The sequence below is a fragment of the Gordonia otitidis genome (assembly GCF_020735545.1).
Lineage (GTDB): Bacteria > Actinomycetota > Actinomycetes > Mycobacteriales > Mycobacteriaceae > Gordonia > Gordonia otitidis.
Genome location: NZ_CP085974.1, coordinates 3,845,072 through 3,870,519, shown reverse-complemented (window position 1 = coordinate 3,870,519; position 25,448 = coordinate 3,845,072). Strand labels below are relative to the sequence as shown.

Sequence of the window (25,448 nt, the reverse complement as noted above, 5' to 3'; positions counted from 1 at the left end):
CCTGTCACTGCACGCAATCGGAATGCACGCCGATACCGCATCGTGCCCACCATCCCCCACCCTCCGCCGTTCCCTCACAACCGGTTTCGTGTACACCGCAAGTCGGCGACGCGGACTCTGCCTCGTTCTCGGCCACGCTCGGTGTTCGACCCTAAACCGTTGACCGACCGGGTGCGCAGGTCGATGACTGATTCGTGATGTAACGAATCGGCAGCCCGACCCTCCCGACCTCGGCGAGAGCGTCACACGAGATGGAGCGCTCAGCGCGCCGGGAACGCCTTATCGTGCTCGACGCAGTACGCCGGACAGTTCGGGCACCCACACGGTGTCGGCGGGTACCAATTGGTGCCCGGCAACCATCTTGTCGAGTTCCTCGGCTGTGACCCAGCGCAATTGAGAATGTTCGACGGGGCGGGGCACGCCGTCAGTGATCCGTGCCCACAGCGCGATGAGGGTGAGGTCGTCCGAGAGGGCGACCGTCTCGGCAAGACGCTCCCCCACCTCGACACCGACGTCGAGTTCCTCGCGTAGTTCCCGACGAAGCGCGGACTTCACGTCCTCGTCGTCTTCGGCCTTACCGCCCGGAAGCTCCCACAACCCGGCCACGGTAGCCGGATAACGCCGCTGCGCCAACAGAAGTCGATTGTCGACGCTCGTCACGGCTCCGGCGACCACGATCCGCGGGCTCACGGTCCGATCACCGCGATGTGCTCGGGCCGTAAACGCAGCGCAACAGTGTCGCCGACCCGGACGTCGTCATGCGAGACCGCGTCGACGTCACCCACCGACGCCGACACCCGGAGTCGGCGGCCCGCGGGAAGATCCGCCACAGCGACGACGTCACCGAGGGCAGTGGCTGAGGGGTGCGCTGTGACGTCGGCGAGTCGCGCAGTCAGCGATTCCGCGCGGAGACCGAGTTCTCCCGTCTCCCACGACGTATCGACACCCACCGCGGAGGCGTCGACGTCACCCAGCGGTGTGGCGAGTGTGCCATCGGTGCGCCTGGCCGGCAGCACGGTGGTGCAGCCGAGAAACCGGGCGACCCACGCGTCGACCGGCCGCTTCCACAGTCGCGCAGGCGGATTCGTCTGCACGATGTCGCCCGACCTCATCACGGAGATGGCGTCGGCGATCAGTGCCGCTTCGGTGTGGTCGTGCGTGACGAGGATCGTGGGCGTGTCGGTCGCGCGCACGGCTCTCCCGATGTCCACGGCGAGGTCGTCACGCAGCCTCCGATCGAGGGCAGCGAGAGGCTCGTCGAGCAACAGCAACCTGGGGTGTGGTGCCAACGCACGCGCCAGTGCAACGCGCTGCGCCTGCCCGCCGGAGAGTTCGTCGACGGAGCGTTTCTCGAAGCCCGGCAGCTGCACGAGTTCGAGCATCTCGGCCACGCGCCGCGCGACCGATGTCCGCGACATACGTCTGGCCCTGAGTCCGTATCCGACGTTCGCGCCGACGCTCCTCCCACCGAACAATTGGCCGTCCTGGAACACCACACCGAAGTCGCGCCGATGCGGCGGGACGCGGCCGAGATCGGCACCGTCGAGACGGATACTGCCCCGTTCCACGTCCTCGAGGCCCGCGATGGCACGGATCAGAGTCGACTTTCCGCAGCCCGACGGCCCCAGTAGCGCGGTCACGAGCCCGTCGACGCCGACGCGCCAGTCGAGATCGTCGATGACCGTCTGCGACCCGTACGAGATGCGTACACCTTCGAGCTCGAGCATCAGATCGGTGCTCCCGAGCGGGGTCGGAGTAGTTCGACGGCCAACATGGCCACCGCGGTCGCCACGACGAGCAGCATCGATGCCGCCATCGCCGTCGCCAGCTGCGTTGCGCCCGGCCGATTGAGTGCCGATCCGATCAGCACGGGCAGAGTCGTGGTGTCCGCGCGTGCCAGGAAGCTCGTCGCGCCGAACTCGCCGAGAGCCATGACGAATGCGAATCCCGCGGCCGCGGCCAGCGACCTGCCGATCGCGGGGAGGTCGATGGTGCAGAACACCCTGAGCGGACCCGCTCCGAGCGTCGCAGCGGCCGCGCGTGCACGATCGGGAACCGCGTCGAGCGCCGGAACGACGATCCCGATCACCACCGGGATAGCGATCAGGGCCTGCACGCACGGGATGATCAACTCAGACGCCGCGATGCGGCCGGGCAGCTCCGACAGCACGATCAGGTATCCGAATCCGAGTGTCACGGCGCTGATCCCGAGCGGTATCAGCGCCAGAACCGCACCCACCACGCGCGCGGTCCCTCGCGCGTTGTGCAGCGCGACGGCCGCCAGTGCGCCGACGGCGACCGCGATCATCATCGCGAGCAAGGCCGACACCAACGAATACCGCAGTGTTGCAAGGGGTGTCACGCCATTGACCGGCTCCGCCAGGGCGCGATAGCCGGAGAGAGTCCACGCCCCGTCACGGCTCGGACGAACCGATCGCACCGCCAACACCGCGATCGGGACGATGAGAACCGCCACAGTCCACACCCACGCCAGACACGCCGACACCCTGGCCCAACCCGTGACGCGACGATGCCTTGGTGCGCGGGTGCCCTTCGTGGTGGTCCGCGATCGTGCCGTGACCACGCGGGTGAGGATGAGCGCGACGACGACGACGAGGATCTGCACCAACGACAGCGCCACCGCCTCCGGTATCCGGAAGTAGCCGATTGCTTGTTGGTAGATCTCGGTTTCGAGTGTGCGGAGTGTGCCGCCGCCCAGGATGATGATGACGCCGAAGCTCGTCGAGCAGAACAGGAATATCAGCGTGCCTGCCGCACCCACCGCCGGTAGCAAAGCTGGCGCGATCACCGTTCGCCATGCACGGAATCGCCCGGCGCCCAACGTGCGGGCGGCGTCGAGCGCGCGGGTGTCCAGTGATCGCCACGCCGCGCCGACCACGCGGACCACGACGGCGACGTTGAGGAAGGCGTGGGCGAGCAACACCGCCCACCATCCGGATCCGATGTGCGCGAACGCGAGCGGCCCATCTATCAGGGCCCTGAACGCCACGCCGACGACGACCGTCGGCAGTACGAACGGCACTGTCACCACCACGTCGAGGACCATCGCCGACGCTCCACGCAACCGCGAGTACAGCCAGACGATCGGCGCTGCGACCACCAGCGACAGCGCCGTCGACGCCGCGGCCTGCGCCACCGTCACCCACAGCAGATGAGCTGCTCGGGTACGTGTGAACAGTTCTGTCAGCGACGAACCGGTTGCGGCGTCGGCGCTGTCGGTGATCGCACGCCAGACGAGCGCAGCGACCGGCCACACGAACAACACTCCGAGGAACACCACGGGAATGACGGCAAGGAGCCGGCTCCCGACACGGTTCGCGCTCAGCGCCCGACTGCGCTGCGCCATTGTTGGAGCCACGTCTCCCGATTCTGCGCGATATACGCCGGTGGCAGGTTGACTGTCGACTGCGGGATGGGTGCGCGCTGAACCCAGCCGTCGGGCAACGGGGTGTCCTGCTGCACCGGGTACACGTACATCGACGACGGCAGCGCCTTCTGCACGGTGGGGCTGAGCATGAAGTCGACGAGCTTGCGGGCGCCCGCGGTGTTCGACGCACCCTTGAGCACTCCGACGTATTCGACCTGTCGAAAGCAGCTGTCGAGCAGCGCACTCGTTCCCGGCGTCGCCGCAGGCGAGGACGCGTAGGACAACACGATCGGCTTGGCGCCCTTGCCCTCTCCCGCGGTGAAGAGCTGGTTGTATGCGATCTCCCAGCCCGACACGATCGTCGCGCCGGCGGCGGAGACCTGCTTCCAATAGTCCTGCCAGTTGTCCCCGAAGACGCCGACGGTACTGAGCAGATAGGCCATACCCGGCGACGACGTACCGGGATCGATCAGCGCCGCCTGCTTGGCGTAGGTCGGTTCGGTCAGGTCACGCAGGCTCTTCGGCGGGGTCTGCCCCTCGCGTCGGTACCACTCGTCGTCGATGTTGAGGCAGACGTCCCCGCGGTCGACGGCGGTCAGCTCGTTGTTCGAATCGGGCACTGCGTAGCGGTCGGCACCGTTGGCGGCGGCGGCCGGTGTGTACGGATCGAGCGCACCCGCCGCGATGGGTCGGGTGGCGAAGGTGTTGTCGATCCCGTACACCGCATCGCCTTTCGGCGAACCGGGGGTGAGCGACACCGTCGAGGCCAACTGACCCGCGTCACCGCTCTTGACGACCTTGAGCGTCAGGCCAGTCTCCTTCTTGAACTCATCGAATACCGGTTGCGGCAGATCGAACGAGTCGTGAGTCAGCAGAGTGACCTCCGAAGTCGACGACGAGTCGTCCCCGCACGCCGTCAGCAGCGACGTACCAAGAGCGAGCACCGCCGCTGCGACCGCGCAGCGCCGCACACCCCTCCAACCCGGCACCCGCCGTCCCGACGTCTTCGCGACGGGTCGACCCGTCGCTGCGGTCTGCTCTGTCACCAGTGCTCCTCACCCAGGGTCGGCGACGTCCGCACACAGCCGGGCGGCGCACCATCGAGAAAACCTGACGTTGATCGAACTCCTGTCGATCTAACCAGTTCGGTCACGCACGGTCCGCCGACCAGCCCCGAGGACGCGGCGACTCGTAACATACGTAACAATTGCATCACCCATACCAGGAGTTGGCCATGCCGGGCGTTAGGCTCCCCTGGACACCGCCCCATCGCCGGGGCTTAGAATGACGCGGCGTCATTGTTGACCGACAACCGTGCGGGTTGCGCGGCGACAGGGCGCCAACAGCACCGGGGTGTCGGGGGACGCCACGTCATCCGACCGGCGTTCCGGGCGGTGACACCCGGGTAGTGTCCCGAGTGCCCGACACACACCGACAACCGATAGGACACCGACACGTGCGTCTATCAGCACTGACCAGCCGCGCCCGCATCGCCGTGGCCGCAGCAACGGTCGCCGTCGCGGCCTCGCTCGCCGCCCCGGCCATCGCCACTGCGGCACCGACGCCCGCGCCGAAGGTCGACCAGCGCACGTTGGACTCCCTCGGAGCCTTCGCACCTGCGATCATCGGCTCGGTCACGACACCGGGTCCAGATGGCAAGGTCAACGCTCAACTCCTGCAGCAGGCGCGCGCCATGGCCGATCAGCCGGGGCTCCCGCCCCAGGTGGCGTCGACCTGGCAGAAGATCATCGACTTCCTCGGTGAGCCCGGACGTCAGCAGGTCGCCCGCATGGAAGCGGCCAAGCCGGGAGAGCCCGAGATCCCGCAGGGACCCAACGCCCCCAAGATCCAACAGTTCCTCTATCCGACGCTGGGCTTCGGCTGCATGCCGGGCGGTGGAAACTCACTGGGCAGAGCGCTCGTGACGGCGGGCCCGCAGAAGGCGCCTGCGCCAGGGCCCAAGCGCGGACAGGCCGGGTATGTCTACACGAGCCTCGGCACCGGACCCGCGATCAACAACCAGGCTCGTCAGCTGCTCGTGAGTTGGATCAACATCGACAACGGGCGTACCGGCCAACTCCAGCTCAAGCGCAACCCCTTGATCAACGCAACCGACGGACCGGGCACGTTCACCGGGATCGCCTCGACCGGTAAGGGCCGAGTCATCTCGACGATCTATGGCGACGTCACCACCAAGACCAAGGGCAAGGTGCTCAACTGCACCATCGTTCCGACGATCGGACTCGCGATCATCTGATCCACGTCACCGTCACGACACCGCGAAGCCGGGGGAGCCAATGCTCCCCCGGCTTCGTCGTCTGGCCGGTCGCACGGGTATCGCGCGCACATCACAGCTCGGACTCACGACTTGAAGTCCCACCCGCACTCGTGATCTCTTGTAACTCTAGAAACATCTGTCACATCAGCACCATGCGTACCGGCACGGCGCTGATGGTCTTGTCGAGGAGAAGCATGATGACGTCGGTGCACGAGAATGCGCACGAGGCAGCACACGGACACCACGCAGAGACCGTCCATCGACCAGCAGGGCAGCGCGCGGCAACCGGTCGCCGAGTGCGCACCACCCGTCGACTCCGCCTGGGTGTCGCCGGGGTCGCAACAGCACTCGCCGCACTCGTCCTGGCACCGGCGACCGCCTCGGCGGATCCCGCGCTCCCGACCCCACCGACCACGCTCGCCCCCGACCCGCAGGCGCTGGGCGGTGTGCCGCTCGACCATGAGCTCGCCGAGGCGGTCAAGGCGCTCAAAGCCGCGGGCGTCGACCAGCTCGCCCTCAAGGCCGCCGAGGCCGTGAAGTCGTCACTGGGGCAACTCTCCACCGCCGACATCGAGGACAGACTCAACACACTGTCGGTCGCTCTCGGCGGCAGCACGGCATCGCGCGATGTGAGTGCGGGAGCATCCGCACGTCCGGCCGCGGGCGCAGACGTGACGTCAGTTCTGAAGGCTGTTGGCATCCAACCGTTCTCACCGGCCATCGCACCGTTGTGCACGACGCCGACCGACCACAACCCGCTCGGGATCGTGACCGGTGCCGCGGGCGCCGCGCCCGGCCCGTGGCCTGCGAAGACCGAACCCATGACGGCGATCAAACCGCTCGAGCCACTGCTGCAACTGATCCCCGGCATCTCGCTGCCGGAGAAGCTCAATCTGGTCGACAAGGGCGAAACGGCATTCGCTTTCGTCCCGGCGACCAGCGGCACCGGGGGCGCCGCCGACGGACACATGCAGGTCGCGTGGTTCAACACCTCGACGTTGCAGGGCGGATTCGAGGATCTCAAGCCCGTGGCCGATCCCCGGGCGACGGTGCTCCTGCCGTTGCTGTCGGGCGTACGCCTCGCACCGGTGAAGACCGGCAGCGGTACGGTCCTGGCCGCCATCTACGGAACATCGAACAACGCGGGTCGCTCGTGCTTCTTCCTGCCGGCGATCGGCGTGGTGGACGCCAAGTGACCAGACCAGCCCGTCGCCGGAGGTCACGGAGACATCCCTCGTCCAGATCGATTCGCGCGGCCGCGTGTGTGGCCATGGTGTGCCTCAGTGTCGTCACACCTGCTGTGGCAGCAGCCGCTCCCACCGTCCAGTCGCAATCCGATGCCGCCACGGAGTCGTCGTCTGACACCACTGCCGCCCGGTCGGCAGGGGCGGTCTACTCGAGCCGTACGATTCCGTCGTCGGATCTCGTTCCCGGCGCCGCGAACGGCACGGTCTTCACGTATGCGACCACCGGCGCCGATCACAAGCCTCAGCGATCGAGTGGTGTCCTACTCACGCCCTTCGGCACCGCCCCCGCCGGCGGCTTCCCGATCATTGCATGGGCACATGGTTCACGCGGTTTGGCCGACGCGTGTGCGCCGTCGGCACGGCCTACCGTCACCGATCTCGACCAGGCACGTGCGTGGCTCTCGCGCGGATACGCAGTGGTCACCACGGACTATGCAGGACTCGGAACTGCAGGAACCCCACAGTATTTCGACTCCGACGCGACCGCTCGGAATATCGTCGACGCTGTGCGAGCCACGCGGTCGCTCGGCGACAGTCTCGCGCGCAAGTGGGCGGTGGTCGGTCAGGGCCAGGGCGCGGCCGCCGCGGTGACCCTCGCCCGCATCGCCACCACGTTGCAGGGCCCCACCCTCGACTTCCGCGGTGCCGCGGCGTCGTCGATTCCCGCAGAATTCTCGTCGCTGCTGACCAAACTCGGCCCGGGTACCGTCACGCTACCCGCCGGGTTGACGGCCGACGCCCTCTACACGCTCAGTGCGATCAGTCGTGCACGGCCGTCGGTGGACGTCGTCGACTACCTCACCGAGAGCGGCCGCACCTGGCTCAACCGTGCGGCGGATCTGTGCGTCGCCGACCTCACGCGCGAAGTGGACGGCTTGTCACTGGGATCGCTGTTCTCCAAACCACTCTCGGGTAATCGCGAGCTCGCCGGTGTCCTCGAGGCGGCGTCGGTGCTGCCCGTCCGCGGCTTCACCCGGCCCGTGATGATGACGCAGGGACTCGTCGATCCGTCCGTCATCGTGCCGCTGACGTTCAAATACATCAACGACGCACGATCCGCCGATCGACAGGTCTCGCCACGCCCCTACCTGACGTTGTCGGAGGACAGTGCCAACCGCATGGCGGACAACGACATCCGGGCATTCGTTGCGACCGTGATGCGTTGACGACTCGGCCACAGGTCTCGGGAGAGACCGGATTCGCGATCGCATACTCGGTTGCGTCGGCCGCGGCGACGATCGCCGGCGCATTCGGCTCGCACCGCGCAGCGGCCGTCACCAAGCCGGTTCCGCTCGCCCTACTCGCCGGACGAGCGGCATGGCGGGCACGTCGACGCCTCGCCAGACCGGGAATCGACGATGCCCTGCTCGCGGGCGCTATCGTGTTCTCGGCCGCAGGCGACCGCGCAATGCTCCTCGAAGAGTTCAGTCCTGCAGACACCGCGGCGCAATGGACGGCCAAGGACCGTCGACTCGCTACCGGAGCGGCGCTCTTCGCCGCGGGGCAACTCGGTTACTGTGGCCTGTTGTTCCGCCGAGGTGCGCGTCCCAGCCTGCGCGCATTCGCACCGCGGATAGCCGCGCTCAGTGAAGCGGCAGCGGTTCTCGCGACACATCGACCGCGGCCACTCACCGTTCTCATGCCGTACGGCACGACGTTGGCGATGATGTCGACACTCGCCGACAACCTCGATACCCCACAGCCGTCGACCCGTGTCGGCGGGTTGCTGTTCCTCGCATCGGATTTCACGATCCTGAATCGTCGACACCTCATCCGCGGGGCGACGGCACGTCGGGTCAGCGAGGCCTGGGTGCTCGCAAGCTATTTCACGGCCCAGTACCTACTGACGACCGCACCGGGGACCGCACCGGGGCCATCGACATCCCCGCGGGTCGCGCGCTCAGCTTGATTTCGCACGCCGCGTGGCCTCGAAGCGCGATAGGTCCTCGGCGGCAACGGCATCCATGTCCTCGAGCTCGAGGCCCTTGGTCTCGCGGACCTTCGCCTTGACGAAGAAGAACGACGCCGCGGCACAGAACGCGAAGAACCCGTACACCCAGCCGAGTCCGAGCGATGCACTCGCCTCGGGGAAGAGCATCGAGATGGTGAAGTTGGCGAGCCAGTTGAACGCCGTACACACGCCGAGTGCCACGCCCCGGATGCTGTTGGGGAACATCTCGCTCAGCATCACCCACATGACCGGACCCCAGGTGGCGGCGAACGCGATCACGAACAGATTGGCACCGATCAGCGCGACGACACCCCAGTGCCCGTTGAGTGTCAGACAGTCGGAGTTGGTGTTCCCCGGGGTGCACTGTGTGTCGCCGACGGAGCCGGTCTCCTTGTAGTGCGACTGGGTGAACGCCACGCACGCCATGACGAGGCCGATGAACATGCCGACCGAACCCCACAGCAACAACACACGCCGACCGATGCGATCGACGAAGAGGATCGCCACGAACGTCATGACAACGTTGATCGCCGACGTGATGACCGAGGTCGTGAATGCGGAGTCGGTACTGAAACCGACGGATGTCCACAGACTCGTCGAGTAGTAGAAGATGGCGTTGATACCCACGAACTGCTGGAAGATGGCCAGCCAGATACCCACCCAGACAAGGGGATGCAAACCGAACGACGGGCCGCGCAGGTCTGACAGCTTGGCCGACGACTCACGCTTGACCGTCAGTTTGATCTCTTTGACACGAGCGAGTGGATGCTCTTCGCCCGTGACCTCCTCGAGGATGCGGGCGGCTTCCTTGTCACGATTGTGTCCGACCAGGTATCTCGGCGACTCCGGGATCAACAGCGCGAGAACGCCGTACACGACTGCCGGGACGACGCCGACGAGGAACATCCACCGCCAGGCTTCCAGACCCCACCACAGCGTGTTCATCGGTTCACCGCCGGGGGCGGCCTGCTGGAAGAGCTTGTCGGACAGCAACGCGGCGAAGATACCGAGAGTGATGGCGAGCTGTTGCATCGACGCGAGCGCACCGCGGTACCGGGCGGGCGCGATCTCGGCGATATAGGCGGGCGCGATGACCGACGCGATACCGATGCCGAGACCGCCGATCACGCGCCAGATGAGCAGATCCCACACCGTCTGGGTGTAGGCGGTGCCGACGGCTGACGCGGCGAACATGACCGCGCCGAGAACCATGACGCGTTTACGACCCCAGATGTCGGCGAGCCGACCGGCGAACCATGCACCCACGACACAACCGAGCAGTGCGATGGCGACCGCGAAGCCCTTGAACAGGTCGCCGAGCCCGAAGGTCTGCTGAATGGAGTCGACGGCGCCGTTGACGACCGAACTGTCGAAACCGAAGAGAAAGCCACCGACGGCCGCAGCGACGCTGACGCCGATGACTCTGGCTGTGTGTTGCTCGGATGAAGGGGCAGAACGTGCTTGCGACATTTCCTGACCTCGCCTCGATACTCGGCTTTGGGGGACACTCGGCTCTCAGGTGCGCCGCGGCCCCGGACGTGATTGTCACGTTACCCAATGTTGTTCAGCGTGAAGGCACTTTGAATGTCAGTACGGGCGAAACCGTGACGGCGCGACGACATCGAGTTCAGATCGTGATGCTTCGGGCATCGGATCCGCGACGCGAGACCAGAGTCCGGTAGGTCGGCAGCACGCCCGGACCCGGTTTCCTCGTTCAGAACGACGCTAGGCGTTCGCAGTTCCTCTGCAGGACGACAATTGCGGGTTGACCATGGGCACGAATGCGATGGCCCCTATCTTCTGGTGGATCACGAACGACACCCGGCCGGGGCCGGGGTGGAGAACGATCTGCCAGGAGATGTGTCTCGCACGACTCGGCGCGCTGACCACGCCGCTGCGCCCCGTGGCCAGGTTGCGCCATGAGACCGTGACCTCCATCGAGTAGTCGACGAGTCCCGCGCGCGCCCGGTCGGTCCCGATCAGCTCGATCGCGGGCCCCGGTAGTCCGTCGGACGGAAAACGGATGTCGTTGAAGACGTCGACGTGGATGTCGAGCGGGCCGAGCGGCCACGGGTTGGCACTGCCGCACCGCAATGAGGTCACGAAGTTCGGATCGCTGTACTCGGGAATCGCGTGCGCCCTGCCGACACCGGCCGTCGTGAGTCCGGTCATCGCCACCACCGCGGCTGCCATCACCGCGACCGTCCGCCGCACCCCTGCGGCCCGTCCCCATCTGTGCATGGCGTCAGTGTAGGAGTCCCTAGGATGAGGCCATGGCAAAACTGCAGATCGCCCAGGATCCCGCCGCGGATGAACTGTTGTCGACCGATCCCTTTGCGCTGCTCACCGGGATGTTGCTTGATCAGCAGGTGTAGATACGATTGCAATATGCCTAAGCCAGTTCTCCGCGCGCTCGTCGGCGCGCGTGTGTCCGTCGTCCAAGGTCCGCAGAAGGTCTCCCACCTAGCCCAGCTCGAAACGGCAACCAAGTGGGCAGAGGCCAAGGGGTACGAGATCGTCGGATCGTTCGAGGATCTCGGCGTCTCAGCGGAGAAGAAGCCGGAGGACCGGCCCGATCTGGGGCCGTGGCTGACCGACGAGGGTGCAACCAAGTGGGACGTGATCGTCTGGTCGAAGATGGACCGCGCCTTCCGATCCACCCGCCACTGCGTCGACTTCGCACAGTGGGCCGAGGAGCGCCACAAGGTCGTTGCATTCGCAGACGACGGACTGACCCTCGACTATCGGCCCAAGATCCCGGGGGCCGTCAAGGGTATAGACGAGATGATGGCTGAGTTGTTCGTATACCTGGGTTCGTTCTTCGCCCAGCTCGAACTCAATCGGTTCAAGACCCGAGCCCAGGATTCGCACCGGGCGCTGCGGCAGATGGATCGGTGGGCGTCAGGCGTCCCTCCGCTTGGGTTCAAGGTGGTCGATCACCCGACTGGCAAGGGCAAAGGCCTCGACACCGACGAGATCGGTAAGGCACTGATCCAGTCGATGGCCACCAGACTGCTCGACGGCTGGTCGTTCATCCGTATCGCCGCATGGCTGAACGAGGCTCACACAGATCCCAGGTGTGGACGTAAGCACGTCGCCTGGTGCGAGTGTCGCGACGGTGCCGCGCTCACGAATATGGACCGGTCGAGGGTTGCCAAGGGTAATGCGGCGAAGGGACGACCGTGGACGGTGAACACGGTGATCGATGCGCTGACCTCTCCTCGTACTCAGGGGTTCAAGATGACCGGTCGCGGAAAGCACGCGCGGGTCGTACTCGACGCCGAAGGCGAACCCATCCGGCTCGCTCCCCCGACGTTTGATATTGCGACGTGGAAGCAGATCCAGGACGCGGCTCAACAGCGGAAGATCGGCCAGCGGACGCCGAGTAAGACCACCAACCCGATGTTGGGGGTCGGTGTCTGCGGATGCCAAGGCTGCGCCGCATGTGGCGAGGGGTCTCCGTGCGGCGCTTCGCTCGCGCAGCAGAAGTCACGGAACACGACTAAGTCAGGAAAGGTCAACGAACATCGCTACTACCGGTGTGGGCGTACTCCGTTGAACTGCAACGGAACTGTGGTCAACGCTGACCAGGCAGACGCGACTATGGAACAGATGTTCCTCGACCGCTGGGGCGACGCCAAGGTGACCCGGCGCGTATTCGTCCAGGGTGAGGACCACTCCGCAGAACTGGAGCAGGTGAACGCAACCATCGAGCGACTCCGGATGGAGTCCGATGCTGGTCTGCTCACGACACCCGGCGATGAGGCTCAGTGGCTGGTGCGGATGCAGACGCAGGTTGCCAAGCGCGACCAGCTCGCGGCGACGCCGTCACGGGCGTCGGGCTGGGTCACCGAAGAGACCGAGCAGACTTACCGCGAGGTCTGGGCAACTGCCGATCGGCGGCAGCTCCTGATCGATCACGGTGCCAAGTTCGTGCTCTACCCTGCCGATGCTGCGGGGGGCGTACGACAGACAGCGATACTTGCACCGGGCGAGACCGGCGACGTGCCTAAGCCTCGATCCACCGATCGGCTTTTTGATGTCTCGTGAAATGTGTTGTGTATGTTCGGGGTGGCGGTGGGCGTGGGTGAGTCGCCGATCTCTGGTGTCGGCGTGTTTCACTGGGTTTCGTGTCGGGGCCGGTTCTGGCCGATGGTTAGGGGTCAGGCTGAGTGTTGTCGTTTGATCGTGTTGTTGAACAACAGGTTCCACTCGCGTTCCCACGGCCATCGGGCGGGTAGATGCATCGTGATGCGCCGCGCTGAGGACGCGATTCGAGCGGGTATGCAGATCAGGGTGCGTCGGATGGTGGAGGTAGTCGCCTTCGCCAGACGCTGTCCACCGAGACAGGCTGCGGCGCGGGTCAGGTTGAACGCGATGACCGCACACACCAGCCATGCGGCGTTCGCGCAGAACTTTCCCGAGGGCAGATGCGCCAATGCGGAGGCTTTGAGGTCGGCGTGGACTTGCTCGATGATCGCATGACCGCGGTGAGTCTTGTCGGCGGTCACGGTGTCCAGGTCGCTGGTGGTGAAGAACGCATGAAACCGCCACACGTCGAACAAGCCGTCTCCCTCGGCTGCGAAGTCAGGGATACGGCGCACCACCAGCCGTCCGGATACCTGCAGGCGCTTGGCTTTGGAGGTGAACGCGGTGAACGGTACTTCGGCGACCTCGGCCCGCGAGACCCACTGGCCGCTGTCTTCGTCGAAGACGGCGTCGGTGTACTCGATCGGCGTCCATGCATCTGCCGGTACCTCGCTGATCGCTGCTCGGACGTGGGAATCCTGACGCACGGTGACCGACACCTGCGCACCGGCCCGGAGCGCGGTGGTGATCGCGCGATGGCCGTAGAACGCTGAATCCGCTCGCAGCAGTATCGGTCCCGACGCATCGGACGACCGTAGCCGCCGCACGGTGGCCAGGGTGTCGGCGATCAACCGATGCGCCCCGCGCGCGGAGTTACACGCCCCTTTGCGCAGGCGTTGAGCGGCGATCACCGGCGCACCGTCACCACAGGTGAGGGTGGTGATCGCCGAGTTCAGCCCACGCACTCGGGTGTAGCCGAATCCGACGCCCTGCTTGGCCGGGCCGTGGACCTCGATGATCGAGTCGTCGATATCGATCATCACCGGCCCGTCGATCCCCGCCAGCACCGGAGTATGGCGAGCCAGTCCCGCCAACAGCCGGGTGGCGATCGCATCGGCTTGGCGGACATGCCCGAACCGGAACTCGCGAAGAAACGATCCCAACGTCGACGGGGCGTAAGGATGGTCGAACACCTTGCCCATCGCGCCGTGTCGCAACACGGCCATGTCGTCGATGCTGTCGGCGCCCGCCACCATCCCCGCCACCAGGGAAAACATTTTCCGATCCGGATGGGCGCCCTTGTCGGTGGGCACGCTCAGATGCTCGCGGGCCAACTCCGACAGGCTGGCGCGTTCGGCCAGCGCCATCACCGGCACCACCCCCGCAGCGGCGAGGAGATTCGGATCGTCACAGGATGCAGACCGGACCGGGTGAGTGTGAGACAATCGCATCTACGACATGCCCTCCTGTGTGTGTGGATGGAACCCTAGAGAAGTCCCATTCTGTCACTCAGACAGGGCATTTCGTTTATCCCTCACCGACCGATCACAAGCAAATCGGTGGATCGAGGCTAAGCACGAGGAGCATGACGTCGACTCGGGATTGTTGTTGCGGGCAGACATCCATCTGCTATTTGACACTGGCTTGCTCGCAATCAACCCTGACACCCGCAAAGTGGAGGTAACTGCCGACCTCGTCGGCTATCCGACGTATCACGAGTTTCACGGGCGCGACATTAGCCAGACGCCGAGCCGGGACGCTCTGCTGGCAGCCTACGGATTAGGAACGGTCGACAACTCGGTGGTGGATCACGCCGACACAAGTTCGGCGTCCTCGACGAAGCACCCGCAACCACCGATGTCATATGCGTCGACGGTGTCAGGTTCTGCTTCTGCTCTCTGACGTAACACTGTAAGCGGTAGTGGCGTTGTTACCCCTCCTCGGCGATCTCGCAGGATTGCGACGTCTTTGCCGAGGTAGTCACGTATCTCAGTTTCTCGCCGTTCCCATTCCGCGAAACGTTCGGGATTCTGCTCTAACAGCATCTTGAACTGGCCTTGGCCTGCTCGCACACATCCGCCTCCGCAGTTGTTGTGTGGGAATCCCATCGCGTACAGCCGCGGAGGTGCGAGTCCTTCATCGTGTGCCCATTCGATCATCGATTGCTTGTCCAGGAACGGCGCTTCGGTCAAAGGTGCTTTAGCCTCGATCCACCGATTTGCTTGTGATCGGTCGGTGAGGGATAAACGAAATGCCCTGTCTGAGTGACAGAATGGGACTTCTCTAGGGTTCCATCCACACACACAGGAGGGCATGTCGTAGATGCGATTGTCTCACACTCACCCGGTCCGGTCTGCATCCTGTGACGATCCGAATCTCCTCGCCGCTGCGGGGGTGGTGCCGGTGATGGCGCTGGCCGAACGCGCCAGCCTGTCGGAGTTGGCCCGCGAGCATCTGAGCGTGCCCACCGACAAGGGCGCCCATCCGGATCGGAAAATGTTTTCCCTGGTGGCGGGGATGGTGGCGGGCGCCGACAGCATCGACGACATGGCCGTGTTGCGACACGGCGCGATGGGCAAGGTGTTCGACCATCCTTACGCCCCGTCGACGTTGGGATCGTTTCTTCGCGAGTTCCGGTTCGGGCATGTCCGCCAAGCCGATGCGATCGCCACCCGGCTGTTGGCGGGACTGGCTCGCCATACTCCGGTGCTGGCGGGGATCGACGGGCCGGTGATGATCGATATCGACGACTCGATCATCGAGGTCCACGGCCCGGCCAAGCAGGGCGTCGGATTCGGCTACACCCGAGTGCGTGGGCTGAACTCGGCGATCACCACCCTCACCTGTGGTGACGGTGCGCCGGTGATCGCCGCTCAACGCCTGCGCAAAGGGGCGTGTAACTCCGCGCGCGGGGCGCATCGGTTGATCGCCGACACCCTGGCCACCGTGCGGCGGCTACGGTCGTCCGATGCGTCGGGACCGATACTGCTGCGAGCGGATTCAGCGTTCTACGGCCATCGCGCGATCACCACCGCGCTCCGGGCCGGTGCGCAGGTGTCGGTCACCGTGCGTCAGGATTCCCACGTCCGAGCAGCGATCAGCGAGGTACCGGCAGATGCATGGACGCCGATCGAGTACACCGACGCCGTCTTCGACGAAGACAGCGGCCAGTGGGTCTCGCGGGCCGAGGTCGCCGAAGTACCGTTCACCGCGTTCACCTCCAAAGCCAAGCGCCTGCAGGTATCCGGACGGCTGGTGGTGGGGCCTGGTGCACGGATAGGTGACAGGGTTAGTCACGCGGCCTGAGGGGCCTCGTGGTTGATGATGGTCTCGAATTCAATGGGGGTCAATCTGCCGAGGCGGTCCTGTCGTCTGCGGCGGTGGTAGGTCCGTTCGATCCAGTGCACGATGGCGGCCCGGAGCTCGTCTCTGGTGGCCCAGGATCGACGGTCGAGGACGTTGTTCTGTAGCAGCGAGAAGAAGCTCTCCATCGCCGCGTTGTCACCACACGCACCGACCCTGCCCATCGACCCGAGCATGCCGTGCCGGGTGATGGCCTTCTGCATCTTCTTCGAACGAAATTGAGACCCTCTATCGCTGTGCAGAACGCAGCCGGCCACGTCCCCTCGCCTGGCGACAGCGCTGTTCAGGGCGGCCACGGCCAGGCGGGACTTCATTCTCGAGTCGATCGAGTACCCGACGATCCGGCCCGAGTAGACGTCCTTGATCGCGCACAGGTACAGCTTGCCCTCGGCCGTCCAGTGCTCGGTGATGTCGGTCAGCCACAGCTCGTTGGGGCCGGGCGCGGTGAAGTCTCTCTTGACGAGATCGTCGTGTACAGGCGGGCCGGCCTTGCGGTGCTTGCCGCGGCCTCTCTTGCTGATGGTGCTGGTCCAGCCGCCGGCGGAGCAGATCCGCCACGCCGTCCGCCGGCACATCTTCTCGCCTGCGGCTTCGGCCTCGTCGGCGAGGTAGCGGTAGCCGAACTCCGGGTCTTCGCGGTGGGCGTCGAACAGGGCGTTGGCCCGGTACGCCTCGGCGAGCTCGGCGTCGGTGATCGGGTTCTTGCGCCACCGGTAGTAGGGCTGGCGAGCGATCTTGAGTACCCGACACGCCACCGTGACGGGGATGCCGTCAGCGGCCAGCTCACTCACGAGCGGGTACCACCTTTTCCCGGCAGATTCGCTTGGGACAGGTACGCCGCCGCCCGGCGTAAGACCTCGTTCTCCTGTTCAAGCAGGCGCACACGCCGCTTGGCCTCGCGCAGCTCACGCGATTCGGCCGACGTGGTGCCGGGCTTGATCCCGGCCTCCACGTCGGCCTTGCGGATCCACTTGTTCAGGGTCATCGGGTGGATACCGAAGTCGGCAGCGATCTGTTCGAGAGTCACACCGTCTTCACGGTTCTGGGCGACGCGGACAACGTCGTCGCGGAACTCCTGGGGATAGGGCTTGGGCACAGCTGGCATCCTTCCAGGCCGCCCGGCAGGGCAAGCCAGATCAGATGTCACCTACTCGTGCACCAGCCCCGTGCGCCGTATCCCTGACTTCGCAGCCGAGGGAGACGGCTTGTTCGACGTGTGGCGGTTTCATGCGTTCTTCACCACCAGCGACCTGGACACCGTGACCGCCGACAAGACTCACCGCGGTCATGCGATCATCGAGCAAGTCCACGCCGACCTCAAAGCCTCCGCATTGGCGCATCTGCCCTCGGGAAAGTTCTGCGCGAACGCCGCATGGCTGGTGTGTGCGGTCATCGCGTTCAACCTGACCCGCGCCGCAGCCTGTCTCGGTGGACAGCGTCTGGCGAAGGCGACTACCTCCACCATCCGACGCACCCTGATCTGCATACCCGCTCGAATCGCGTCCTCAGCGCGGCGCATCACGATGCATCTACCCGCCCGATGGCCGTGGGAACGCGAGTGGAACCTGTTGTTCAACAACACGATCAAACGACAACACTCAGCCTGACCCCTAACCATCGGCCAGAACCGGCCCCGACACGAAACCCAGTGAAACACGCCGACACCAGAGATCGGCGACTCACCCACGCCCACCGCCACCCCGAACATACACAACACATTTCACGAGACATCAAAAAGCCGATCGGTGGATCGAGGCTTAAGCCTCGATCCACCGATTTGCTTGTGATCGGTCGGTGAGGGATAAACGAAATGCCCTGTCTGAGTGACAGAATGGGACTTCTCTAGGGTTCCATCCACACACACAGGAGGGCATGTCGTAGATGCGATTGTCTCACACTCACCCGGTCCGGTCTGCATCCTGTGACGATCCGAATCTCCTCGCCGCTGCGGGGGTGGTGCCGGTGATGGCGCTGGCCGAACGCGCCAGCCTGTCGGAGTTGGCCCGCGAGCATCTGAGCGTGCCCACCGACAAGGGCGCCCATCCGGATCGGAAAATGTTTTCCCTGGTGGCGGGGATGGTGGCGGGCGCCGACAGCATCGACGACATGGCCGTGTTGCGACACGGCGCGATGGGCAAGGTGTTCGACCATCCTTACGCCCCGTCGACGTTGGGATCGTTTCTTCGCGAGTTCCGGTTCGGGCATGTCCGCCAAGCCGATGCGATCGCCACCCGGCTGTTGGCGGGACTGGCTCGCCATACTCCGGTGCTGGCGGGGATCGACGGGCCGGTGATGATCGATATCGACGACTCGATCATCGAGGTCCACGGCCCGGCCAAGCAGGGCGTCGGATTCGGCTACACCCGAGTGCGTGGGCTGAACTCGGCGATCACCACCCTCACCTGTGGTGACGGTGCGCCGGTGATCGCCGCTCAACGCCTGCGCAAAGGGGCGTGTAACTCCGCGCGCGGGGCGCATCGGTTGATCGCCGACACCCTGGCCACCGTGCGGCGGCTACGGTCGTCCGATGCGTCGGGACCGATACTGCTGCGAGCGGATTCAGCGTTCTACGGCCATCGCGCGATCACCACCGCGCTCCGGGCCGGTGCGCAGGTGTCGGTCACCGTGCGTCAGGATTCCCACGTCCGAGCAGCGATCAGCGAGGTACCGGCAGATGCATGGACGCCGATCGAGTACACCGACGCCGTCTTCGACGAAGACAGCGGCCAGTGGGTCTCGCGGGCCGAGGTCGCCGAAGTACCGTTCACCGCGTTCACCTCCAAAGCCAAGCGCCTGCAGGTATCCGGACGGCTGGTGGTGCGCCGTATCCCTGACTTCGCAGCCGAGGGAGACGGCTTGTTCGACGTGTGGCGGTTTCATGCGTTCTTCACCACCAGCGACCTGGACACCGTGACCGCCGACAAGACTCACCGCGGTCATGCGATCATCGAGCAAGTCCACGCCGACCTCAAAGCCTCCGCATTGGCGCATCTGCCCTCGGGAAAGTTCTGCGCGAACGCCGCATGGCTGGTGTGTGCGGTCATCGCGTTCAACCTGACCCGCGCCGCAGCCTGTCTCGGTGGACAGCGTCTGGCGAAGGCGACTACCTCCACCATCCGACGCACCCTGATCTGCATACCCGCTCGAATCGCGTCCTCAGCGCGGCGCATCACGATGCATCTACCCGCCCGATGGCCGTGGGAACGCGAGTGGAACCTGTTGTTCAACAACACGATCAAACGACAACACTCAGCCTGACCCCTAACCATCGGCCAGAACCGGCCCCGACACGAAACCCAGTGAAACACGCCGACACCAGAGATCGGCGACTCACCCACGCCCACCGCCACCCCGAACATACACAACACATTTCACGAGACATCAAAAAGCCGATCGGTGGATCGAGGTTTAGCCTCGATCCACCGATTCGTATTCGTTTGGGCGGTGAGGGATAGACGAAATGCCCTGTCTGAGTGACAGAATGGGAATTGTCTAGGTTTCCATCCGTGCACGCAGAAGGGCATCTCGTAGATGCGATTGTCTCACAGTCATCCGGTCCGGTCTGCATCCTGTGATGATCCGAATCTCCTCGGCGCGGCGGGGTTGGTGCCGGTGATGACGTTGGCCGAGCAAGCGGGCCTGTCGGGGTTGGCTCTCGAGCATCTGACGGTGCCGACCGACAAGGGCGCCAATCCGGATCGGAAGGTGTTCTCGCTGGTCGCGGGCATGGTGGCCGGTGCCGACAGCATCGATGACATGGCCGTACTGCGGCACGGTGCGATGGGGAAGGTGTTCGACCATCCGTATGCCCCGTCGACGTTGGGGTCGTTTCTGCGCGAGTTCCGGTTCGGGCATGTCCGGCAATTGGATGCGATCGCCGCCCGCACGCTCGCTGGCCTGCACACCCACACCCCGGTACTGGCCGGGATCGACGGGCCGGTGATGGTCGACATCGACGACTCGATCATCGAGGTCCACGGCCCGGCCAAACAGGGCGCTGGGTTCGGCTACACCCGGGTACGGGGGCTCAACTCGGCGATCACCACCATCAGCACCGCCCACGGTGCACCGGTGATCGCTGCTCAACGACTACGCAAAGGAGCATGCAATTCCGCCCGCGGAGCCCATCGGTTGATCGCCGACACACTGGCTAGCGTGCGGCGTCTGCGGTCGACTGACGCGTCGGGGCCGGTGCTGGTGCGGGCGGATTCAGCGTTCTACGGTCACCGCGCCGTCAGTGCTGCGATCGGTGCCGGCGCCCAGGTATCGGTCACCGTGCGCCAAGACTTGCGGATACGTGCGGCGATCAGCGAGATCGCAGCCGATGCGTGGACAAAGATCGAGTACACCGACGCGATTCTCGACGCGGACACCGGACTGTGGATCTCACGTGCCGAGGTCGCCGAGATAGCGTTCACCGCGTTCACCTCCAAAGCCAAAGCGCTGCAGGTTCCCGGGCGGCTGGTGGTGCGCCGTATCCCCGACTTCCGACCCGAGGGCGACGGCCTGTTCGATGTGTGGCGATTCCACGCCTTCTTCACCACCAGCGACCTCGACACCGTCACCGCCGACAAGACCCACCGCGCCCACGCGGTCATCGAACAAGTTCACGCCGATCTCAAAGCCTCCGCGCTCGCGCATCTGCCGTCGGGAAAGTTCTGCGCGAACGCCGCCTGGCTGGTGTGTGCGGTCATCGCGTTCAACCTGACTCGTGCTGCCGCCAGCCTCAGCGGCGGGCGTCTGGCCAAAGCCACCACATCCACGGTCCGCCGCACCCTGATCTGCATTCCGGCGCGTATCGCGTCCTCAGCCCGGCGCATCACCATGCACCTACCCGCCCGATGGCCGTGGGAAACCGAATGGAACCTGTTGTTCGACAACACTATTCACCGAAGACCGCCAACCTGGCCCTAACCACCCCGGCCCAACAGCCTCGATCCCGAAACCCGGTGAAACAAGCCGACATCAGAGATCGGCAACTGACTCATGCCCGCCACCCAGGCCGAACGTGCTCAACACTTTTCACCACACCGCAAAAGCCGATCGGTGGATCGAGGTTTAGCGACGTAGGGCAGATAGTTCCGCTCGATTGCAGCAACTCGGTGGGTTTCGGTCCAGTCGATGCCCACGTACACAACGGTGTCGGAGGGGTCGCAGTTGGCTTCTAGCCAGTCTCGGCATGGCTTCTGTTTGAGTATGGGGGGCCTGGTGCACGGATAGGTGACAGGGTTAGTCACGCGGCCTGAGGGGCCTCGTGGTTGATGATGGTCTCGAATTCAATGGGGGTCAATCTGCCGAGGCGGTCCTGTCGTCTGCGGCGGTGGTAGGTCCGTTCGATCCAGTGCACGATGGCGGCCCGGAGCTCGTCTCTGGTGGCCCAGGATCGACGGTCGAGGACGTTGTTCTGTAGCAGCGAGAAGAAGCTCTCCATCGCCGCGTTGTCACCACACGCACCGACCCTGCCCATCGACCCGAGCATGCCGTGCCGGGTGATGGCCTTCTGCATCTTCTTCGAACGAAATTGAGACCCTCTATCGCTGTGCAGAACGCAGCCGGCCACGTCCCCTCGCCTGGCGACAGCGCTGTTCAGGGCGGCCACGGCCAGGCGGGACTTCATTCTCGAGTCGATCGAGTACCCGACGATCCGGCCCGAGTAGACGTCCTTGATCGCGCACAGGTACAGCTTGCCCTCGGCCGTCCAGTGCTCGGTGATGTCGGTCAGCCACAGCTCGTTGGGGCCGGGCGCGGTGAAGTCTCTCTTGACGAGATCGTCGTGTACAGGCGGGCCGGCCTTGCGGTGCTTGCCGCGGCCTCTCTTGCTGATGGTGCTGGTCCAGCCGCCGGCGGAGCAGATCCGCCACGCCGTCCGCCGGCACATCTTCTCGCCTGCGGCTTCGGCCTCGTCGGCGAGGTAGCGGTAGCCGAACTCCGGGTCTTCGCGGTGGGCGTCGAACAGGGCGTTGGCCCGGTACGCCTCGGCGAGCTCGGCGTCGGTGATCGGGTTCTTGCGCCACCGGTAGTAGGGCTGGCGAGCGATCTTGAGTACCCGACACGCCACCGTGACGGGGATGCCGTCAGCGGCCAGCTCACTCACGAGCGGGTACCACCTTTTCCCGGCAGATTCGCTTGGGACAGGTACGCCGCCGCCCGGCGTAAGACCTCGTTCTCCTGTTCAAGCAGGCGCACACGCCGCTTGGCCTCGCGCAGCTCACGCGATTCGGCCGACGTGGTGCCGGGCTTGATCCCGGCCTCCACGTCGGCCTTGCGGATCCACTTGTTCAGGGTCATCGGGTGGATACCGAAGTCGGCAGCGATCTGTTCGAGAGTCACACCGTCTTCACGGTTCTGGGCGACGCGGACAACGTCGTCGCGGAACTCCTGGGGATAGGGCTTGGGCACAGCTGGCATCCTTCCAGGCCGCCCGGCAGGGCAAGCCAGATCAGATGTCACCTACTCGTGCACCAGCCCCGTGAGAGCACTTGGCAATTCGGCTGTTGCCTAGCATCCGTGCGTCTTTGAAGACATCCCAGATGGTGCGTCCGTCCATGACCGTGACGAGCTGGCCCCCAACGTTGGCGGCGGCGTCTTCGATGAACCGGTAGGTGTCCTCATCTTCGCCGATGTGAGGGGTGTCACTGTGGCCTTTAACGTCTGCGAAGAGCAGTACGAGATCATCGGTGCCGTGCTCGGCGGCTACGCGTTTCGCGGTGGCCCATGAGCCGATACCGCCTGAAAACATCACTATGTGTTTCACCGTTTGTGGTTCTCCTCTGTGTGGATAGGTGCAGACAGCACAGAGGCCCGACTTATAAGTCGGGCCCCTGTGACTGCGTGTGTATTCAGTTGTGTCTCAGTGGGTTACGTTCACGGCGCGTCGAAGATCCGAACGTTAGCTGCCGGGTGAAGGAATCCGATTCCGTAGCGGTAAGTCGCCATGATCACTAGGGCGTAATCGAGGAAGTTGGCCTCTTTCGAACGCTCGACGGTGGTGCCGATGCGGTTGACGAGCACGTTGTGCGCTCCGGAGATACCCCATGCCAGGGTGTTGGCGTCGACCTGAGGGGAGACGACGACCGGGCGGCCACAGATCGAGAGATCACCGGACTCAGTGAACGAAATTAGCGACTCGGCGCTACCGGTAGCCTTCTTCAGCTTCAGAATCGCCTGCGCCGTTGCGGGCTTCATGATCCACGAAGTGATGCTTCCCTCCTGCGCCTCTGCCGTGTAAATCGCGTCGATGAACGGATCGAGGTTAGTGATCGAAGAGACGTCGACTGACGAGTACGCCGTCGACAACAAACCCGACGGACCATTCGAGGTGGTGTTGCCGAGACCAGCAGCGTCCACGCTACGGACGATCTGATTGACCAACACTTTGGCCACCATGTCCGCGGTGTCAGGTGCGGAGTCTGCAGACAGCTCACGCGAGGACTTGTGCGCTCCTGCGGTGCGGTAGATCGGAACGACGACCTCACCGGTGGTCGGGTCAGCCAGCGCAACGGTGTCGAGTTCCTTGTAGTGGCCGACATCGGGGAAGCTGATGAGCTTCGGATACCGGACGCTGTCTTTGTCAGTCGAGGTCGTGGTGAACGTACGCGCCAGAACGGAGTCGGTCTTGACGGCGACGTCGACAAGTCCCCCGAAGTCTTCGGGGGTGAATGCGCCGGCAGCCTGCGTGTAGCCGGCTCCGGTGCGAGTGTTAGTGAGTGCCATGATTTCTCCTTAAAAGCACGAAAGGCACCCTGTTACGGGTGCCGTAGATGGGTTGACAGCAAACGCCGCGGGCGTCGGCTATCGGGTGCCTCACAGAGGCGTTGTGGTGAACACTGCGCGGCCACAGACTGCGGTCAGCGTTCGAGGTCATCTACGAAAACATCGACCCCCACGACGGCGTGTGCGCCTTCGACTGTGAGCCTCCGGTGCCCTGCGACGGATCGAACGCTCCCCAGTGCCTACTCAGGCCAGGTCGCTCCTGCAGGAGGAGCTCGACGTCTTCGCGGATGCGGTCGATGTCGATGTCGCCGTTCTCGTCGAGGTACGCGCCGACGTCGTTGCCGGAGATGTCGAGGAGATCCGACCCCTGTGCGAGATGCTCGCCAGCGATGCGCTCGACTTCGCGGCGGTGCATCCGCTCGATACGGTCGTTCGCGGCCTGGAGCGCGTCGCGGGCTTCGTTGCGTTCGAGTCGGTAGCGCATCTCTCGCGGCTGCTGAGAGCCCCTGTGAGCTTCAGGGGTACCCGGTGTACCCGAGCCGGCTGAAACCTCGTCAGCGTCAAGCTGGGATCCCGGATGACGTGTCTCGTTGTTCTCGCTCATGCTGCCTTTCGGTTGGTTGTCTTGTCTCGACGGTCAAGCCATGCGTCGAGCGCCATCGCCGCGCCTGCGGCGAGGTTGAGGCCGATCCAGACGGCGTAGGCGCTCATCGGTCGAGCTGCCACTCGGTGATGGTGGCCTCGGTCAACAGATGGCCGGCGCCCTCGGCAAGCTGGAATACAGCGTTCGGGCTGACGTTCCACGTCCTCGGTGGTGCGCCGTATTCGGCGGCGCGCTCGACAGCTTCGATCAGTTGGTCATGCATGGTGTCTCCTCGTTGTTGTTGTGTTGACCTGTCTAGGTCCAGACAGCAGAAGAGACCCGGTGTTTGGCCGGGTCTCCTCGGGGTTGTGGTCATTCCTGCAGCGCCTTCATGTGGTCGCCAAACGCTCGCGGTCGCGATGTTCGCGACTTTTGGCGGCGTGGTCGCCTTTCCGATGCGTGCAGATGTGGCGTCGAATCCTGCTCCTGGCGCAGCCGCGACCATTGGTCCCAGTCGGGACCACCGGTCAGCGGGTCGGTGCCGACACCACCCGTTGCGGTTGGTGATCGCAGACCCTCGGGTCTGTACTCGTCGGGTGCCTCGTAGGCACCTGCGGATGCAGGTTGAGACGAGACGTCCGGAGACGGCTCGGACTTGTCTTGTCCTTCGCCAACTGCAAGAGACCGGCTCTCGTGGCCGGTCTCGTACTCATCTTCGCAATGGTTCGGTGATTGCCGAACCTCTCTTTGATCTGATCTAGAAGGATCTGATCCGGATCTGTTATCCGGATCTGTAGGTGTCCAGTCCACTGGAACTTCTGAGTCCAGCCCACTGG

At 64.8% G+C, this 25,448-nt stretch carries 22 protein-coding genes and 3 pseudogenes; 11 read left to right on the top strand and 14 right to left on the bottom strand.

Annotated features, from left to right (window positions below):
• Window positions 1-279 precede the first annotated feature (279 nt).
• The 4 genes from LK459_RS17725 to LK459_RS17710 are packed head-to-tail and all read right to left on the bottom strand — an operon-like array spanning window position 280 to window position 4,434.
• On the bottom strand, window positions 280-690 hold the full coding sequence (locus LK459_RS17725) for a (deoxy)nucleoside triphosphate pyrophosphohydrolase (RefSeq protein WP_227919846.1): 411 nt from the start codon (window positions 688-690) through the stop codon (window positions 280-282).
• The gene (locus tag LK459_RS17720) at window positions 687-1,727 is read right to left on the bottom strand and encodes an ABC transporter ATP-binding protein (RefSeq protein WP_227919844.1); all 1,041 of its coding nucleotides are present in this window, start codon (window positions 1,725-1,727) and stop codon (window positions 687-689) included. Before LK459_RS17720 ends, LK459_RS17725 begins: the two co-directional genes overlap by 4 nt.
• Complete coding sequence (locus LK459_RS17715) at window positions 1,727-3,367, bottom strand: ABC transporter permease (RefSeq protein WP_227923836.1); 1,641 nt, start codon at window positions 3,365-3,367, stop codon at window positions 1,727-1,729. The genes LK459_RS17720 and LK459_RS17715 overlap by 1 nt, the downstream gene beginning before the upstream one ends.
• On the bottom strand, window positions 3,343-4,434 hold the full coding sequence (locus LK459_RS17710) for a thiamine ABC transporter substrate-binding protein (RefSeq protein WP_407648625.1): 1,092 nt from the start codon (window positions 4,432-4,434) through the stop codon (window positions 3,343-3,345). Before LK459_RS17710 ends, LK459_RS17715 begins: the two co-directional genes overlap by 25 nt.
• A 410-nt stretch (window positions 4,435-4,844) precedes the next feature.
• On the opposite strand from LK459_RS17710, the gene LK459_RS17705 reads away from it, so the two are divergent.
• The 4 genes from LK459_RS17705 (at window position 4,845) to LK459_RS17690 (ending at window position 8,822) form a co-directional block, all read left to right on the top strand.
• A complete protein-coding gene (locus LK459_RS17705) occupies window positions 4,845-5,645 on the top strand; it encodes an Rv1157c family protein (protein ID WP_007238842.1) in 801 nt (266 codons plus the stop codon).
• 173 nt (window positions 5,646-5,818) lie between these two features.
• Window positions 5,819-6,862 carry a hypothetical protein gene (locus LK459_RS17700; RefSeq protein WP_227919843.1) on the top strand — a complete coding sequence of 348 codons (1,044 nt, stop codon included), beginning with the start codon at window positions 5,819-5,821 and terminating at the stop codon, window positions 6,860-6,862.
• Window positions 6,863-6,936: 74 nt separating this feature from the next.
• Entirely contained in the window at window positions 6,937-8,079 is a 1,143-nt protein-coding gene (locus LK459_RS17695) for an alpha/beta hydrolase family protein (protein WP_227919842.1), read from the top strand.
• Window positions 8,076-8,822: a lysoplasmalogenase family protein gene (locus LK459_RS17690; protein WP_227919841.1), complete on the top strand. Its 747-nt coding sequence runs from the start codon at window positions 8,076-8,078 to the stop codon at window positions 8,820-8,822. The genes LK459_RS17695 and LK459_RS17690 overlap by 4 nt, the downstream gene beginning before the upstream one ends.
• Here the strand turns inward: LK459_RS17690 and LK459_RS17685 are convergent.
• Together LK459_RS17685 and LK459_RS17680 are read right to left on the bottom strand one after the other, a co-directional pair.
• Window positions 8,814-10,334, bottom strand: coding sequence for a sugar porter family MFS transporter (locus LK459_RS17685; RefSeq protein WP_007238838.1), 1,521 nt, complete (start codon window positions 10,332-10,334; stop codon window positions 8,814-8,816). The two genes, LK459_RS17690 and LK459_RS17685, sit on opposite strands and share 9 nt — an antisense overlap.
• A gap of 255 nt (window positions 10,335-10,589) precedes the next feature.
• Entirely contained in the window at window positions 10,590-11,105 is a 516-nt protein-coding gene (locus LK459_RS17680) for a hypothetical protein (RefSeq protein WP_227919839.1), read from the bottom strand.
• 32 nt (window positions 11,106-11,137) lie between these two features.
• Between LK459_RS17680 and LK459_RS17675 the strand changes: the two are divergent.
• Together LK459_RS17675 and LK459_RS17670 are read left to right on the top strand one after the other, a co-directional pair.
• Window positions 11,138-11,233, top strand: a pseudogene (locus LK459_RS17675) (HhH-GPD-type base excision DNA repair protein); the annotation flags it as partial.
• Between the two features lie 19 nt (window positions 11,234-11,252).
• Window positions 11,253-12,914, top strand: coding sequence for a recombinase family protein (locus LK459_RS17670; protein ID WP_227919838.1), 1,662 nt, complete (start codon window positions 11,253-11,255; stop codon window positions 12,912-12,914).
• A 113-nt stretch (window positions 12,915-13,027) separates the two neighbouring features.
• Here LK459_RS17670 and LK459_RS17665 read toward each other — a convergent pair whose 3' ends face one another.
• Window positions 13,028-14,404, bottom strand: a complete 1,377-nt coding sequence (locus tag LK459_RS17665) for an IS1380-like element ISGbr1 family transposase (RefSeq protein ID WP_064862420.1) — start codon at window positions 14,402-14,404, stop codon at window positions 13,028-13,030.
• A 7-nt stretch (window positions 14,405-14,411) separates the two neighbouring features.
• Between LK459_RS17665 and LK459_RS23360 the strand changes: the two genes are divergently transcribed.
• Together LK459_RS23360 and LK459_RS17655 are read left to right on the top strand one after the other, a co-directional pair.
• Complete coding sequence (locus tag LK459_RS23360) at window positions 14,412-14,855, top strand: HNH endonuclease signature motif containing protein (RefSeq protein WP_227919836.1); 444 nt, start codon at window positions 14,412-14,414, stop codon at window positions 14,853-14,855.
• A 420-nt stretch (window positions 14,856-15,275) separates the two neighbouring features.
• Window positions 15,276-16,214 (top strand): annotated as a pseudogene (locus tag LK459_RS17655) (IS1380-like element ISGbr1 family transposase); the annotation flags it as partial.
• Between the two features lie 32 nt (window positions 16,215-16,246).
• On the opposite strand, the gene LK459_RS17650 reads toward LK459_RS17655, so the two are convergent.
• Window positions 16,247-17,412 (bottom strand): IS3 family transposase gene (locus LK459_RS17650; RefSeq protein WP_085948641.1). Its coding sequence is split into 2 segments (ribosomal slippage): window positions 16,247-17,125 and window positions 17,128-17,412, totalling 1,164 coding nucleotides; the frame shifts between segments, so codons are not numbered across the junction.
• A 70-nt stretch (window positions 17,413-17,482) separates the two neighbouring features.
• Here LK459_RS17650 and LK459_RS17645 point away from each other — a divergent pair.
• From LK459_RS17645 to LK459_RS17635, 3 genes and pseudogenes are all read left to right on the top strand, one after another.
• Window positions 17,483-17,923 (top strand): annotated as a pseudogene (locus tag LK459_RS17645) (transposase); the annotation flags it as partial.
• 274 nt (window positions 17,924-18,197) lie between these two features.
• Window positions 18,198-19,574: an IS1380-like element ISGbr1 family transposase gene (locus LK459_RS17640; RefSeq protein WP_064862420.1), complete on the top strand. Its 1,377-nt coding sequence runs from the start codon at window positions 18,198-18,200 to the stop codon at window positions 19,572-19,574.
• A 273-nt stretch (window positions 19,575-19,847) separates the two neighbouring features.
• Window positions 19,848-21,230 carry an IS1380 family transposase gene (locus LK459_RS17635; RefSeq protein ID WP_064868524.1) on the top strand — a complete coding sequence of 461 codons (1,383 nt, stop codon included), beginning with the start codon at window positions 19,848-19,850 and terminating at the stop codon, window positions 21,228-21,230.
• A 319-nt stretch (window positions 21,231-21,549) separates the two neighbouring features.
• Here the strand turns inward: LK459_RS17635 and LK459_RS17630 are convergent.
• The 6 genes from LK459_RS17630 to LK459_RS17610 form a co-directional block, all read right to left on the bottom strand.
• A protein-coding gene (locus LK459_RS17630) for an IS3 family transposase (protein WP_085948641.1) occupies window positions 21,550-22,715 on the bottom strand; the annotation gives its coding sequence in 2 pieces (ribosomal slippage) (window positions 21,550-22,428 and window positions 22,431-22,715; 1,164 coding nt in all).
• Between the two features lie 40 nt (window positions 22,716-22,755).
• Window positions 22,756-23,070, bottom strand: a complete 315-nt coding sequence (locus LK459_RS17625; protein ID WP_227919835.1) for a hypothetical protein — start codon at window positions 23,068-23,070, stop codon at window positions 22,756-22,758.
• 110 nt (window positions 23,071-23,180) lie between these two features.
• Entirely contained in the window at window positions 23,181-24,029 is an 849-nt protein-coding gene (locus LK459_RS17620) for a phage major capsid protein (protein ID WP_227919834.1), read from the bottom strand.
• A gap of 151 nt (window positions 24,030-24,180) precedes the next feature.
• Window positions 24,181-24,513, bottom strand: a complete 333-nt coding sequence (locus LK459_RS17615) for a hypothetical protein (protein ID WP_227919833.1) — start codon at window positions 24,511-24,513, stop codon at window positions 24,181-24,183.
• Between the two features lie 116 nt (window positions 24,514-24,629).
• Window positions 24,630-24,755, bottom strand: coding sequence for a hypothetical protein (locus tag LK459_RS23190; RefSeq protein WP_265416849.1), 126 nt, complete (start codon window positions 24,753-24,755; stop codon window positions 24,630-24,632).
• Window positions 24,737-24,895, bottom strand: coding sequence for a hypothetical protein (locus LK459_RS17610; protein ID WP_227919831.1), 159 nt, complete (start codon window positions 24,893-24,895; stop codon window positions 24,737-24,739). Before LK459_RS17610 ends, LK459_RS23190 begins: the two co-directional genes overlap by 19 nt.
• Window positions 24,896-25,448 lie beyond the last annotated feature (553 nt).

Excerpts from the sequence above, each read along its gene's own strand:
- LK459_RS17720 (WP_227919844.1), bottom strand. The coding sequence starts at position 1,727 with ATGCTCGAGCTCGAAGGTGTACGCATCTCGTACGGGTCGCAGACGGTC.
- LK459_RS17715 (WP_227923836.1), bottom strand. The coding sequence starts at position 3,367 with ATGGCGCAGCGCAGTCGGGCGCTGAGCGCGAACCGTGTCGGGAGCCGG.
- LK459_RS17700 (WP_227919843.1), top strand. The coding sequence starts at position 5,819 with ATGCGTACCGGCACGGCGCTGATGGTCTTGTCGAGGAGAAGCATGATG.
- LK459_RS17695 (WP_227919842.1), top strand. The coding sequence starts at position 6,937 with ATGGTGTGCCTCAGTGTCGTCACACCTGCTGTGGCAGCAGCCGCTCCC.
- LK459_RS17685 (WP_007238838.1), bottom strand. The coding sequence starts at position 10,334 with ATGTCGCAAGCACGTTCTGCCCCTTCATCCGAGCAACACACAGCCAGA.
- LK459_RS17680 (WP_227919839.1), bottom strand. The coding sequence starts at position 11,105 with ATGCACAGATGGGGACGGGCCGCAGGGGTGCGGCGGACGGTCGCGGTG.
- LK459_RS17670 (WP_227919838.1), top strand. The coding sequence starts at position 11,253 with ATGCCTAAGCCAGTTCTCCGCGCGCTCGTCGGCGCGCGTGTGTCCGTC.
- LK459_RS17665 (WP_064862420.1), bottom strand. The coding sequence starts at position 14,404 with ATGCGATTGTCTCACACTCACCCGGTCCGGTCTGCATCCTGTGACGAT.
- LK459_RS23360 (WP_227919836.1), top strand. The coding sequence starts at position 14,412 with ATGCCCTCCTGTGTGTGTGGATGGAACCCTAGAGAAGTCCCATTCTGT.
- LK459_RS17640 (WP_064862420.1), top strand. The coding sequence starts at position 18,198 with ATGCGATTGTCTCACACTCACCCGGTCCGGTCTGCATCCTGTGACGAT.
- LK459_RS17635 (WP_064868524.1), top strand. The coding sequence starts at position 19,848 with ATGCGATTGTCTCACAGTCATCCGGTCCGGTCTGCATCCTGTGATGAT.
- LK459_RS17620 (WP_227919834.1), bottom strand. The coding sequence starts at position 24,029 with ATGGCACTCACTAACACTCGCACCGGAGCCGGCTACACGCAGGCTGCC.
- LK459_RS17615 (WP_227919833.1), bottom strand. The coding sequence starts at position 24,513 with ATGCGCTACCGACTCGAACGCAACGAAGCCCGCGACGCGCTCCAGGCC.
- LK459_RS17610 (WP_227919831.1), bottom strand. The coding sequence starts at position 24,895 with ATGCATGACCAACTGATCGAAGCTGTCGAGCGCGCCGCCGAATACGGC.